This is a genomic window from Fulvivirga marina, assembly GCF_016775155.1.
Classification (GTDB): domain Bacteria; phylum Bacteroidota; class Bacteroidia; order Cytophagales; family Cyclobacteriaceae; genus Fulvivirga; species Fulvivirga marina.
The window spans coordinates 117,621-130,815 of record NZ_JAEUGD010000023.1; the positions used below are offsets into that span (position 1 = coordinate 117,621).

General features: G+C 37.7%; 13 protein-coding genes. 12 read left to right on the forward strand and 1 reads right to left on the reverse strand.

Annotated elements, in window-relative coordinates:
* The first annotated feature begins 14 nt into the window (after positions 1-14).
* The 9 genes from JMN32_RS07445 to JMN32_RS07485 all read left to right on the forward strand — a co-directional run bounded on the left by JMN32_RS07445 (position 15) and on the right by JMN32_RS07485 (position 9,100).
* A complete protein-coding gene (locus tag JMN32_RS07445) occupies positions 15-1,142 on the forward strand; it encodes a CNNM domain-containing protein (protein ID WP_202855682.1) in 1,128 nt (375 codons plus the stop codon).
* A 209-nt stretch (positions 1,143-1,351) separates the two neighbouring features.
* Positions 1,352-2,380, forward strand: coding sequence for a SanA/YdcF family protein (locus JMN32_RS07450; RefSeq protein ID WP_202855683.1), 1,029 nt, complete (start codon positions 1,352-1,354; stop codon positions 2,378-2,380).
* 191 nt (positions 2,381-2,571) lie between these two features.
* Positions 2,572-4,023 (forward strand): N-acetylmuramoyl-L-alanine amidase, encoded by a 1,452-nt coding sequence (locus JMN32_RS07455; protein WP_202855684.1) that lies wholly within the window; start codon positions 2,572-2,574, stop codon positions 4,021-4,023.
* 140 nt (positions 4,024-4,163) lie between these two features.
* Positions 4,164-4,736: a hypothetical protein gene (locus JMN32_RS07460; protein ID WP_202855685.1), complete on the forward strand. Its 573-nt coding sequence runs from the start codon at positions 4,164-4,166 to the stop codon at positions 4,734-4,736.
* A 224-nt stretch (positions 4,737-4,960) separates the two neighbouring features.
* Positions 4,961-5,491 carry a hypothetical protein gene (locus tag JMN32_RS07465; RefSeq protein ID WP_202855686.1) on the forward strand — a complete coding sequence of 177 codons (531 nt, stop codon included), beginning with the start codon at positions 4,961-4,963 and terminating at the stop codon, positions 5,489-5,491.
* A gap of 74 nt (positions 5,492-5,565) precedes the next feature.
* Entirely contained in the window at positions 5,566-6,513 is a 948-nt protein-coding gene (locus JMN32_RS07470) for a hypothetical protein (RefSeq protein ID WP_202855687.1), read from the forward strand.
* A 76-nt stretch (positions 6,514-6,589) separates the two neighbouring features.
* On the forward strand, positions 6,590-7,063 hold the full coding sequence (locus JMN32_RS07475) for a DinB family protein (RefSeq protein WP_238354376.1): 474 nt from the start codon (positions 6,590-6,592) through the stop codon (positions 7,061-7,063).
* 428 nt (positions 7,064-7,491) lie between these two features.
* On the forward strand, positions 7,492-7,653 hold the full coding sequence (locus JMN32_RS07480) for a hypothetical protein (protein ID WP_202855688.1): 162 nt from the start codon (positions 7,492-7,494) through the stop codon (positions 7,651-7,653).
* 109 nt (positions 7,654-7,762) lie between these two features.
* Positions 7,763-9,100, forward strand: coding sequence for a tetratricopeptide repeat protein (locus tag JMN32_RS07485; protein ID WP_202855689.1), 1,338 nt, complete (start codon positions 7,763-7,765; stop codon positions 9,098-9,100).
* A 14-nt stretch (positions 9,101-9,114) separates the two neighbouring features.
* On the opposite strand, the gene JMN32_RS07490 is transcribed toward JMN32_RS07485, so the two are convergent.
* Positions 9,115-9,549 (reverse strand): helix-turn-helix domain-containing protein, encoded by a 435-nt coding sequence (locus JMN32_RS07490; protein WP_202855690.1) that lies wholly within the window; start codon positions 9,547-9,549, stop codon positions 9,115-9,117.
* 613 nt (positions 9,550-10,162) lie between these two features.
* Between JMN32_RS07490 and JMN32_RS07495 the strand changes: the two genes are divergently transcribed.
* From JMN32_RS07495 to JMN32_RS27510, 3 genes are all read left to right on the forward strand, one after another.
* Entirely contained in the window at positions 10,163-10,468 is a 306-nt protein-coding gene (locus tag JMN32_RS07495; RefSeq protein WP_202855691.1) for a hypothetical protein, read from the forward strand.
* Positions 10,469-10,764: 296 nt separating this feature from the next.
* Positions 10,765-10,911, forward strand: a complete 147-nt coding sequence (locus JMN32_RS07500; protein WP_202855692.1) for a hypothetical protein — start codon at positions 10,765-10,767, stop codon at positions 10,909-10,911.
* Between the two features lie 265 nt (positions 10,912-11,176).
* The gene (locus JMN32_RS27510; RefSeq protein WP_202855693.1) at positions 11,177-13,159 is read left to right on the forward strand and encodes a TonB-dependent receptor plug domain-containing protein; all 1,983 of its coding nucleotides are present in this window, start codon (positions 11,177-11,179) and stop codon (positions 13,157-13,159) included.
* The last annotated feature ends 36 nt before the right edge of the window (positions 13,160-13,195 follow it).

Here is a 13,195-nt window from a genome sequence, read left to right on the forward strand (position 1 = left end):
ACAAGTTAAAACCTATGATACTACTTTTTTTATATCTCGCTATTGCCATATTTGTGTCATTTTTATGCTCCGTTTTGGAAGCTGTGCTGCTAAGTATTACCCCTTCATATATAGAAGCGTTAAAAGAAGAGGGGAAGTATGCACTTCAGAAAAGGCTAAGTGTTCTGAAGGAAAATATAGATAAGCCTTTGGCGGCTATATTGTCTTTCAACACTATTGCCCACACTGTTGGTGCGGCAGGAGTAGGTGCGCAGGCTGCAGAAGTGTTTGGGAATCAATATTTGGGAGTTGTTTCAGCAATACTGACATTACTGATCCTTATTTTTTCCGAAATTATCCCTAAAACCCTTGGAGCTACTTATTGGAGATCATTAGGGGGGTTTACGGCGAAGACATTAAATATACTGATCTGGTTAATGTACCCTCTTGTATTACTTTCGAAGGGAATTACTTACCTGATATCTGGCAACAAGGAAAAGTTTACCATAAGTAGAGCAGAAGTATCAGCCATGGCTGATATCGGGCATAAGGAGGGGGTGTTTTATGAGATGGAGTCTAAAATGTTAAAGAATATGATCAAGTTCAGAAACATAGTGGTGGAGGATATCATGACTCCCCGTACAGTAGTGGTCATGGCTCAGAAAGAAAAGACGATTTCGGACCTCTATCAGGACCCTGAATTTAAAAAATTCTCACGCATACCAATCTTTAATAAAAACCGGGATGACATTACCGGGTTTGTACATAAAAATGATGTGCTTACTGAGATGGCTGAAGATAACCATGAAATGATCCTCAGCGAGATCAAACGTGACATTATTATGGTTAACAAAGAAATGAGGCTCCCTTTTATCCTCGACAAACTACTTGAAAGCAAAGAACATATTGCTCTAGCAACTGACAAGTTTGGTAGTATTTCAGGTCTTGTTACTATGGAAGATGTTATGGAAACGGTTTTAGGTATGGAGATTATGGACGAATATGACAGCGTAGAGGATATGCAGGCTTATGCCAGGAATAGGTGGAGAAAGCGTGCTCTTGAATTGGGTATTATTGCATATGAAGAGGGAGGAGAAAACAATAGCAGAAATAAAGTGGCCAAATACGGTATTACCGGAGGCCAACCTCCAAATGAGAAATAAAACAAGCCAGAAATAATATTATGTAAATTTTATAAACAAGGGTCGCTAAAGAAAGTAACTTCTGGTACTTGGCCTATAGCCATATAAAAAATTAACATTTATATAATGTCTGTTTTAGATGGATACTAGAGCCAAGATTTACTATATTTCGATCCCGTTGTCTTAGTTGGTATAAAGTGATTACAATGCTTTGCTTGCCAATAGTTTAAATGAAAGGACTCAAGTTTTTAATTTTTATGGGAGTGCTATTCTTGTTGATAGCACTTTTTATGCTCCCATTTTACTACAGTGATGTAGGTACCCTTATCTCGGACCTTAATCAGGGCACAAAAACTGTGTCCTCTGTTTTGGAAGATCTTTCCGGTTATCTGGAACATATTGATAGCTGGAATATTTTGGGGTTTGTTTTTCTAGCCGCCTCCATACTTATCATGCATAGTGTGGTGGACCACTTTTTGCTTTATAGGCTTAATAAATTCTATTCAGGTAAGTTTGTGTTGGATGGAATGCTCTGGTTTGGCAAGCGGGTGTTGAGTTTAGTATTTACTACCCTGTTTTTTATTTTTATGACTAACCTGATTGTGGATTTTTATTCGAATGTCAGAATAGCCAATAAAATAGAGAATATCGTAGAACGGAAATATACGGTATTGCTATTGGGAACGAATAAATATCTTCAGGATGGTGTCAATGAAAACCTGTATTATACCAACCGGATCGATGCTGTTGTTGAATTGTATCAAAAAGGGTATGTATCTACCATCTTAATCAGTGGGGATAACAGCAAGGAAAATTACAATGAGCCAAGAGATATGATGCGCAGTCTTATAAAGAAGGGGGTGCCTCAAAAGATCATTAATCTCGATTTTGCGGGCTTTCGAACGTTGGATTCTATTGTAAGATCGAAAAGGTTGTTTGGTTTGCAAAATGTATTGATTGTAAGCCAGGGGTTTCATTTGCAGCGGGCTTTGTTTCTTTCCTGGTTTTTTGGTGTCGATGCTATTGGCTATGCTGCTGATGGCGATATGAATATGGCCATGTTTGTAAGGGAGCATTTGGCCGTTCCGAAAATGATTCTGGATATTATGGTGCTTAACACACAGCCTGAATATGGAACAACAGGAGTTCGTAGGCAATTAACTTTTGGTCAACAAGACCTCGTGTTAATTTCTTTTATACTTATATATTTGAGTATGGCTGTATATCTATCTTACGATGCCTTTGATTTTGGAAAATAAAGTTAGGGGTCAATTATTTTTTAACTTGTTTTAAGGCTATATCTTTGATATTGGCCAAATTTTTTAAAAGTTTAATTTATTAATAGGGTTAACCATGGAATGAGCAAAAACCAGAATGCTCCAATAACCGTTTCAGATGGGCAGAGGTTGTTTGCTAATTACACGTTACAGTTAACAATTAACGTACACACATGAAAAGATTACTTTCTATAACTGTTCTAATTGGGCTTTTTACTATTACCATAGGACAGGTAAAATCGCAGAAGTTAGAGCCCATACCTGTAAAAAAGTTTTATATGGACCGTGTTACCAAGAACTTGCAGCTTTTGTGCAAAGAGGCAGAGTGCTTGGATAATGTCCTGGTTAATGACCGGGGTTTGTATGTCTACCCAACTAGTCAGAAAGTTAATAAACCGGAATTTATCCTTTATTGGAGAGAGATGCCTCATTTTAATGAGATGTTGGAAAAGCAGACAGATGAGGATATTATAGATATATTGAGTCGTAAGGGTTCGCATTATTTTTATGGTGTAAAAGATACTCACGTTAACCCTGCGATTTATCCGGTAAGTGAATGGAAAGGCCTAAAAGTTGCGTTGGACCCAGGGCACATTGCATCTACCTTTGAGGAGGCAAAATTAGAGCAGCGATATGTGCGCGCAGAGGGTAAACTATTTAATCAGAAACGGGATATACAGTTTTTTGAAGCTAACCTTGCCTACACTACTGCTTTGGTGCTGAAAGAAATGTTAGAAAATAAAGGTGCTAAGGTTATGATAACGCATGACTATGGCAAGAGTGCATTCGGTATGAATTATCAAGAATGGGTGAAAACCGAGTATAAAAAGGATATCATCCATGGGTATAAGGAGGATTGGTATAACCGTGAGAAATTTGAATATCTTATGACAGGAGAGGCTCCTGACTTTATGATGTTCCATGATGTGTTTAGAAATAAGGATTTTGTGTCGAGGGGTCAAAAGATTAATGAATTTGAACCTGACCTTACACTAGTGATTCACTACAATGCCAGTGAGGGAGGCCAAAGGTATGGAGACCTTTATTTACCTCCGGTCAATGAGAATTACAGTATGGTCTTTGTTCCAGGGTCATTCTTAGGTATTGAAATTGATGGGAAGGATGGTCTTGATCAGAGGTTTGAATTGTTAAGATTATTGGTTTCTCATGATCTTGAGGGATCTGACGTATTCGCTAGTAATATCATCAAAGCGCTTAATGATGAATTAAAGGTTGATGCGCTACCGAAGGATAATAATTTTGATTTTGCCAAGCGATATTCTATCCTTTCAGAAAGATCTGAAGGAGTGTACCATAGAAACCTGTACTTAACGAGAGTTGTTGAGGGGCCTATTGCATATTCTGAGGCACTCTATCAAGACAACAAAACAGAAATGTCTCTTCTGGGCAAAAAAGATCTCACTGTAAATGGTATTAAAACAAGTAGCAGGGTTAAGGATGTAGCTCAGGTCTACTTTAATGCCATCAAAGAATGGCTGGAATATAATCAGGAATTTTCCAAAAAACTGGATGCCCTCTATGCTGATGACTTTGGAGATGAAAGGGAATTCAAAGAGGATATCGAAAAGCAGGAAGAGAACCAAGAAGGTAAGAATGACAATTAAGATATAAAAAGAGGCGCTTTAAGCGCCTCTTTTTATTTGCAAAAAACATTGATTTAGGACCTCATGAGAGGTTTTTTTGTTTTTTTGAAAAAATGGTCTAATGTTTGATTGTCATATAATATAATCAAACGTATTTGGCTATGAAAAAACTTTCACTACTTCCCGCCCTGCTTATAATGCTCTCACTGGCATCGTGCTATGTTGGAGATGATGATGGCATTCCCGGACCAGTAGGTCCACAGGGCCCACAGGGTCCACAAGGTCCTGAAGGAGCACCTGGAGAGAGTGGCTATGTATTTGAGTATACTGATATAAATTTTACAGCTCCTGATTATAAAGTATTGTTATCCTATCCGGATGACTTTGAAGGTTATGATTCCGATGTTGCCTTAGTTTATTTGCTTTGGAAGGTGGATCAGGATGGTAACGAAATTTGGAGAGCTTTGCCACAAACAGTAATTACTGAGAACGGGATGCTTCAGTACAATTTCGATTTCACCAAATATGATGTCGAGCTCTTTCTTGATGCCGAATTTCCATTGGATGATCTCACAGCTATGGATACGGATGAGTGGATAGCCAGAGTGGTTGTGGTTCCTGGTGAATTCTGGAGTAGTGGAGGCAGACTTAATGTAACAGATTATAATGAAGTGAAAAAGACCCTTGGTTTACCCGAATTGGGTAATGGGCACAGCGCTTTAAAACGAAGATAACTTAATCAGGTAGTTTTATTTCTTAATGTTCACCCGGTAGCGTAAGCTACTGGGTGTTTTTTTAAGATGATTTGCAATTATAAAGCAAAATTGTGATTGGGTTTTTGAACTTTAGAAAGTTAAAGGCCAGTTTGTATTAATAATAATTAATGGACTTTGTATTTTGGTGGTTTTTGAGCAAGTTGACCTAATGGAGTCAATATTCTATCATTTTCAAAAATATAATGAAAAATATCCTCCTATTACTACTGGTTATATGCCCAATGCTCTCATGGGCAGACCCTTGGGATAATATGACGCTTGAGCAGGCAGAGCAAGTGCAGAAATACTTGAGATCAAACCCATACCTTTTAGACTATTGCGATTGTTGCGATTCAGAGGGAGAATTTGCAACACAAGTTTACCTGATGCAAGTGATATCAATGGAAATAGTAACTTGTGAATGGAACCCTCAGTATTTTAGTATTCGGGCCACCGTAAAGCGGTTGGCAGAAGTTCCTTACAGAGTTACAGGGCCTGATGTAAGTACCCCATCTGTATATATATCTGAAGATGACATTACAATCACAATGAATTATGCTTGGGGTTATAATGCTAAAGTGGGCAAGGCTGCTCCTTTATACACTATTATACCCTACGATATCTATGGCAAGCAAGATTTGAGTCAGGGGTATTGTAGAGAGTTCATAAGTTTTCCTAATCCTGTTCCTGTAAAGAATGCGGAGTATGCTAATTGGTACAAAAGCCGATTTTAAAAAGTTAATATTGATTAAAATGGTTATTATGCTGAATTTGGCTTTATATGAATAAAAGGTTTTGTAAATAAACAATGTGGTTCAAAAACCTAACCGGCTTCGATGAGATATCTCCAGAATATGTAAGAGAACATCTTTTAGTAGATAGGATGCATATCGTTTCGAAGGTTAATAGTAAGTCCTTTCAATATGGGGTATTGCAAGTCCCCACACTAAATGAATTGAAGGCTCGGGCACCATCAATAAGCGCTTATACTGATAGTATATGTGTTTCGGAGGTTGTTGCCGATATTCAGCAAATACATAGAAACACAGCTAACTCGAACGCACTTATTCAGGCCGCATCTCAGTTCAATTTGCTGGAAATGACGAGTCCGCATGTTACCCCTGAGCAGGGGGTGGATGGTTATGAACATGATTTTACGCAAGGACCGGCATGTGCTATAGCCTGTGGGGCCGGAACAATATATAGAAATTACTTCGTTCAGGTTAATGGTCAGTCTGGTCAGTCTGCTGCTAATCAGGTTGACTGTTTGGAGTTGATTGGTACGGAACTAGGCAACAACGAATTCCAATTTTGGAAAATGAGTAATGGTTATGCTTTACTTGGCCAGGAAGGTCTATTGAAAATAAACTCCATGCTTGCCAAAGCAACAGAGGAGTGTAAAGAGGCTCTAAAAGGCAAACTCAAAGTTGGCATTCAGTGGCAAACAGAGGTAACCCTGTCCAATGAAAGGCAGGTTGTTTCTCAAATCTACTGTTCTGCGCTTCCGGTAGCATACACAAATATAGAGTCTATATATTGGGAGCGATTTGCCCGGTTAATATTAGAAGCTACTTACGAGGCAACTTTATATGCTGCATTGATCAATTTTGAGAAAACGGGTAGTTCTAAAGTATTTCCAACTTTGGTTGGAGGAGGTGTTTTTGGTAATGATATGCCTTGGATAATAGACTCCATCGCGATGGCAATTTCGAAGTTTAGATACACTCCGCTGGATGTAAAAATGAAGCTCAAATGAAATGGTAAGCAAATTGGTAGCAGAGCTAAGTAATAGGGATTAAAAACTTTAAATATAACTTTAAAAATACATTGTCATGATTAAAGAGCAAAGCGTGACTACTACACTCAATATATGGAAGACCAGTCGGAATCTATTTCTCAAGTATTTTCAAAATTATACACTGGAACAACTCAACACTATTCCCGAAGGCTTTAGTAATAATCTGATTTGGAATATAGGACATGTTATAGTGGCTCAGCAAGGGTTAGTTTATAAATCTTCAGGTCTTGATGCTTATGTTTCGGACGAGCTGTTTGATCTTTATAAACCAGGAACCAAGCCAACAGGTAACACCTCCCATGAGGAAGTTGATGAACTGAAAGGCTTGTTGATCTCAATGATAACAATAACAGAGACTGACCTTGCTACAGGAAGATTCAAAAACTATAATGAACGTATGACAGGTACTGGGTTTTTTCTTGCATCGCTGGAAGATGCTCTCCAATTTAATAATTATCATGAAGGACTGCATTTAGGCTTTATGATGAATATAGAAAAGTTTGTTTAGCCAGCAACGCTATTCTCATCGATCAACATGTGTCAGGAATGAAACTTAGGGTGAGGAATTTACAAAGTTTGTTATTCTCGCACTGTACAAACTTAATATTACTATCTATGCTGATAGATAGTAATAATAGGATTGTTAAAAATACAACAATTTTAAGATAATGTGGTGCAAAAATAATTCATCAGGGTGTAAGTTTTTGTTAATCTCATTATTGTTTATCTGTATACTTATAAAAATGGCCTAAATACTTACGGGAGTTATACCAGGTATATTTTGTTGTTCAACTTTTTGTTGATGAAATATACGATTTTAGGAATAAATTTCTTTGGCCATGCAAAAAGAGCTTACAGAAGTGCTTTAGACAGGTATTTGACGTGTTTTAAAAGCGATATTCAAATTATACTTGTACAAACTTAAAAACAATCGCTATGAAACTAAGAAATTTAATGATCGTACTAGGTATAATTTTCACTGTGTTGAGCTTTTCGGCCTGTACAGATGAATCTGAGAATATTGTACCTCAACCAGTCAATGTTGAAGAGCCCGTGGCCACGGTTGGAAATGAAGGAGAAGATCATGAGCCAATGTAATATACAATTTTAGGAATTAGTTAACCATGTAAGGTATCGGTTATAAAGTATTTGTAAAGGTGCTTATTAAAGGTTCTATTTGGGTGATCATTTAAACCAACGCCTGAAAATGAAGTATGTCTTTGCATCAATAGTGACAGTATTGCTGTTTGTCTCTTGTAATTCTGAAATAGCCGAACCTTCTCACCAAAACTTCCCTCAAGATGTTGAACAATTAAAAGCATTGCTGGCCAGTGAACAAGATGATATAGTCAAGTTAGATATTTACTATGCCTTGTACAAAGCTCATCTTGAGATACCTAATATGACAGCGGCCTTCAAATATCTTAGCTTGCAAAGAGAACTGGCAATGGAAATCGAAGATCCCCTGAAGGCAGGTAGAGCCTGCTACAACATGGGGCTTATTAGAAAAAAACAATTTGATTATATTGGCGCTGTTAATCTTTATCTACAGGCAATTGACTTTTTTGAAACGGTTGGTGATCAAGAAAAAATTGCTCTGACATTAGATAACATAGGGGTGGTATTTATGGAAACGGCCAATTATGAATACGCCAAAAAATTTTATCAAAAGACCAAATCGATTTATCGCACTTCAAAAAAGCCAAACCACTTGCTACTAGCAAACCTGAATTTGGGGATTTGTCATTTGGCCGCTTCACCACCTAACTATGATTCAGCCCTGATGTATTTTCAATCTGCCTTGACATTGACAGAAGCTTTAACGGAAAACCAGTCGTATTATTTGAACCGCATACATACTCAGCTAGGAACGATGTATTACCGTGCTGATCAGTATCGGGAAGCTATAGATCATTACCAGACATCACTCAGGTATATTAATGTAAATCAGTTAAAACAGCAAGCCATTGGTTTTGCTAATATTGGTGAAGTATATATGGAACAGGGCCTGTATAAGGAGGCCGAGGAATGGTTGAATAAAGCACTTGCCTTATCGGGTCAAATTGAAGACATTCAAAGCGTTGGTGGAGTGCTCAATATTTTAGGAAGATTACATCAATTACAAGGTGATTACGAAACGGGTGTTCAATATCTGGAACGTGCTATTAACGTAGCGAGCAAAGATGTGATCAATGAGCATTTACAAGAATCACTACGACTCATTCGCGAATCATATGTCGCACTTCGAAGAGCAAACAAGCCGGTGAACATTGAGCGATATGAAAAGGTGCTGATATTTGATGCCAGACAAGATCTACTGGAACAGGAGTTGGTAGATAAAACTAACTTTATGGCATTGCAAGCTGCACTGGGCTTATCCGTTGAACTTGATCATGAAAAGAAGCAGAAAAAAGCCGAAGTACAATTAAACTCCTTATACAGTTATGCTGTAGTTGTGCTTTTGTTGCTAGTGATAATATCGGGAACCGTATTATTTATCACTGGTCGCAAAATATACCAGGTCAGACAGGTCCTAAAATGGTAAGGGTGTTGGTGTTATTACAACCTCGTAATCTCACGTACAGCTCTCAACTGGGCCTGAGCTTTTTCATAAGACCCCGAGATGGCATTCATTTTTTTGAGCATTGCTGTACAGAGCTCTTCCATATGATGATAGGCTTCTTCTTTCTTCATTTGAGCAAAAAGCTCCTGTGCCTGCGCCAGGCCATCTTTAAACCTAATGAGATCAGCCGTCATGATATCTTCACTTTTCGGCTCGGGTTTATCGTAAAGGTCATCAACATTAACGCGCAAAATGGAAGCCAGCACACTAAGAATATCCATATCAGGAGCTGTTTTTCCATTTTCCCACGAAGATATGGTGCCTTGCCTAAATTTTTTACCTGTGTGCTTGTACACCTCTTCTCGGATATCGTCTTGGGTCAATCCGTTCTTTTTACGAAAGTAAGCTATCTTATTACCAGTATATGCCAAGGGAAAAACGTGTTTATGGGGCAAATATAATAATGATGAGTTGTATTAAAAGCCTTCTTAACACCTATTTTTAACTTGTTTCAATATCCCTATAATTATCTGTAGAAATATAATATCAAGTGTTTTGGTGATAACAGGGCCTTTAGCAACTACTTTTTAAATATAAGAAAGAATGTAACTGTGAACCACAAGTTAAGACAAATTTATCTAACCGGTCTAAATGGTGTACCAAGGGTAGAATTATGCGATATAACGTGATTAGTTTTTCAAATCTTACATTGGTGAATTTTGACATAGTCCCCAGCAGGGCTAGCTATATATCGATAAACCTAAAATACTTGTGATAACAACATTAATTATTACATCATGTTGATTTTTTATTCTTTTTAGCGTTTGTTTGTATTCTATTAATCGAATAGATTATTTTGTTTTATTTAAGTTACCCACCAATTGGGTTTAGGTTGATTACCATCAATGGGAGGTGCTAGAGCACTTCCCGGAGATGTTTGCACATAACGCCCCTAAAACACGGTAATGACCCTGTTTACTTTTGCAGCAATTTTGTTAACTATATCATAGGTAAATATGCCATGATAATTAAGCGTTTTACATTATGAATACTTCATGGGAAACCTCCAAAAGAAAATATTGTGAGCTACTCAATGGGCTAGATAACCTAATAGCCAGTGCTGGAGACCTGATTGTGCACTATGAGCAGGATAATATGGAATTTGCTCATCTCATTTATGAGAAAGAACTCCTTGAGCTAATGCGTAAAGCTGAATTTATGGATGACTATGAACGGGAGTTCATGCATATGTATTATTCTCTTCACGGGCAGATACAACGCCTGAAGCGCTACCGCGAAATTGTTAGTCTGATGGTACTGAAAGACCCTATTAATATTCCAAAGAATTGATATAGCATTTGATTACAGTAATAGTAAGTGCATATCAATTCTAAACCAATATTGTATTAAGAACGGCTTAACGTGCATATACCAGTTTGCAGTTGTTTTAGCTATAGCACTTATCAGGGTTGATGGGCCTGTTGTGTGCATATTTTGTTTATTAGTTAAGAGAAGTGCATGTCGTTGGTATTACTTATCCTTAGGATGATGATTCTTCTTTTTTCCCTGAGCTATTAATTCTCTCGTCAAAGCAAGTGATTAGGAATGTTTGGTCTAGGGGTTCATTGTATATATAAGCTGATTTAATGTATGAATATGGTGAATCAAAAAGTATTCTTGGATTTGGATGTATTGCGGTTTTGGCAGGTTTACAGGATGTAGATATTAAAAAAGCAACTTTTTGGGGCTGTTTGTCTGGTGCAATGGATATCCCACCTATGCAAAATATTTAATGTTTTTGCGTATGCTCTAATTTTTGTGTTTGAGTTGTCTCAAAAGGAAAGAATTGCTAAGTCAGCAATTCAAATAAATGATATGGAACCTCTGGGTTAAACCAATTAAAGTTTAATGAGAGCTTTTGTGCTTGGATTAATTAAAAAAAATCACATAATTTATATGATATAGATTCAATCCGTTACGGGCGTTGTACGGTTTTTGAGCACATAACTCTAAAACAAACACTACGGATTGATTTTTTTTTAACTAAACTTCTTGATTATGAAGCTAAAGTGCGTGATTTGTTTTTGTTTACTTTTCCTGATCACCCTCACAGGGCGATTATATTCCCAAGATGAGGAGTATTTTGAAATGACCTTGGAGGAGGTGATGAATATGGAAATTTCGGTTGCCTCCAAGGGTAGTGAATCGGTTATTAACTCCCCCTCTTCAGTATATGTTTTTACCTCTTCAGAGATTGAGCGTATGGGAGTTACCTCGGTTGAAGAACTCCTTAACTTTGTGCCCGGCTATTTTACTGGATTAGATATTGAGCAGGGTAAGGCGTTCAGGATCGGTTCAAGAGGAAGAAGCACTGCACTCTCGGAATCAATTTTGTTTCTTGTCAACGGTCATCGTATCAATGACTTGTATACAGGAGGGGTTTCGATTATTAACAGGCTTATCCCTGTAGAAAATATTAAACAGATAGAAGTAATACGTGGACCTGGTTCCTCATTATATGGTTCTAATGCTTTTCTCGGTGTGGTTAACATCGTCACCAAAGAAAATGCCAATGACATCACAGTTTCATACGGAAGTTTCCAGGGTATATCTGCGGCGGGTAATTTTTCTGCCAAAGTGCGCGATATTCAGGTAAGCGGATTTATTAAAGGGTTTACCAATGAAGGGTATGAGTTTGATGACTTTGAAGACCTGTTGGGAGGTAGGGGTGACATGACGGACCCGGAACAGGGTGTTGACATTATGGTTGGGATTAAATTAAAAGATCTAAAATTTGAGGCAAGACATTTTGAACGTGAGTTTAACGGATTTTATGGGCTTGGAGGTGTTTCTGACTTTAATAACAATGAACGATCTTCTCAGTCGATGGCAAACCTCAGTTACAACCTGAAGGCCGGTGAGAATTTAAGTTTTAACATCAAAACGGGTTATCGTGTAGAAAACTGGAAGACTAAAGCTGTAATACTTCCTACGGGTTTTGATGGCTTGACAGAAGATTTTTTTGCAGGTCCATATATGAAAAGCACGGCTTTTAACTTCAGTACCGATGCTAAGTACAATATCAGTGAAAAGAATGAATTATTGGCAGGCTTTTCTTATGAGCAGGCAGGAATAAGTAGGGCTGTTTCACTATCATCACACGACTACCTGACATTTGAGTACTTTGGCGGTGTTCGTGAATACTATTTACCATTTAATAATACAGATGATAAGCGAAATATTTTGGGTGTTTTTGTTCAGGATCGTCATATTATCAGCGATAACCTGCGGGTAACCTTTGGTGCGAGGCTGGATAGCTATAATGATTTTGGGTCAAGCATAAATCCAAGGGGAGCCATAGTTTATAGCACACCATTCAAATCTACAATTAAAGCTATGTATGGGCAAGCCTTCCGTGCCCCCAATTACCTGGAGCTTTATGATCAGTATAACCCTGTTGATTATGGTAATACTGAGTTGGAGGCTGAAGAAATTCAAACTTTTGAGTTGGCCTATACTCAGAACTTATCTGTCTTTTCGGCTACTGTAACCTATTTTAACAATACCATTAAAAACCTCATTTTTCTAAATCCGGTGGCGCTACCTGTAGATGCACCAAATAACCCTCTGCTTGTGCCTTCTTTTTATAATCTTGATGAAGATGTGAATACCTCCGGAATAGAAGTAGCCGCCATTTTGAAGCCTGTAGAATCATTATCTCTTACGGCAACATATACACAATTAATGGATGACTATGCCTATATGCCTGAAAATATGGTTTCTGCACGACTGAATTACAGGTTTGGTCTTTTTAACCTTAATTTGAACGGTATCTATCATGGTAAGATAAGTGAGGTTTCAAATCAAAGCAATTATACGGTAGTCAATGGAAAGTTAGGTATGACTATCGACAACCTTACTGTATTTGGCAGAGTAAGTAATATTACTGACGAACTCTACCGTACGCCTACTACGCTTTCTGATGCTGGTGTGGTAAATAGGGGAAGGATAGCAGCGTTGGGTTTGAAACTTACGTTTTGATAATTATTGAGCCGGCTGTAAAAGTTTAGCCGGCTC

Bases quoted from the DNA above. Each gene is read 5' to 3' on its own strand.
- JMN32_RS07445 (WP_202855682.1), top strand. From the start codon at position 15: ATGATACTACTTTTTTTATATCTCGCTATTGCCATATTTGTGTCATTT.
- JMN32_RS07450 (WP_202855683.1), top strand. From the start codon at position 1,352: ATGAAAGGACTCAAGTTTTTAATTTTTATGGGAGTGCTATTCTTGTTG.
- JMN32_RS07455 (WP_202855684.1), top strand. From the start codon at position 2,572: ATGAAAAGATTACTTTCTATAACTGTTCTAATTGGGCTTTTTACTATT.
- JMN32_RS07460 (WP_202855685.1), top strand. From the start codon at position 4,164: ATGAAAAAACTTTCACTACTTCCCGCCCTGCTTATAATGCTCTCACTG.
- JMN32_RS07465 (WP_202855686.1), top strand. From the start codon at position 4,961: ATGAAAAATATCCTCCTATTACTACTGGTTATATGCCCAATGCTCTCA.
- JMN32_RS07470 (WP_202855687.1), top strand. From the start codon at position 5,566: ATGTGGTTCAAAAACCTAACCGGCTTCGATGAGATATCTCCAGAATAT.
- JMN32_RS07475 (WP_238354376.1), top strand. From the start codon at position 6,590: ATGATTAAAGAGCAAAGCGTGACTACTACACTCAATATATGGAAGACC.
- JMN32_RS07480 (WP_202855688.1), top strand. From the start codon at position 7,492: ATGAAACTAAGAAATTTAATGATCGTACTAGGTATAATTTTCACTGTG.
- JMN32_RS07485 (WP_202855689.1), top strand. From the start codon at position 7,763: ATGAAGTATGTCTTTGCATCAATAGTGACAGTATTGCTGTTTGTCTCT.
- JMN32_RS07495 (WP_202855691.1), top strand. From the start codon at position 10,163: ATGAATACTTCATGGGAAACCTCCAAAAGAAAATATTGTGAGCTACTC.
- JMN32_RS07500 (WP_202855692.1), top strand. From the start codon at position 10,765: ATGTATGAATATGGTGAATCAAAAAGTATTCTTGGATTTGGATGTATT.
- JMN32_RS27510 (WP_202855693.1), top strand. From the start codon at position 11,177: ATGAAGCTAAAGTGCGTGATTTGTTTTTGTTTACTTTTCCTGATCACC.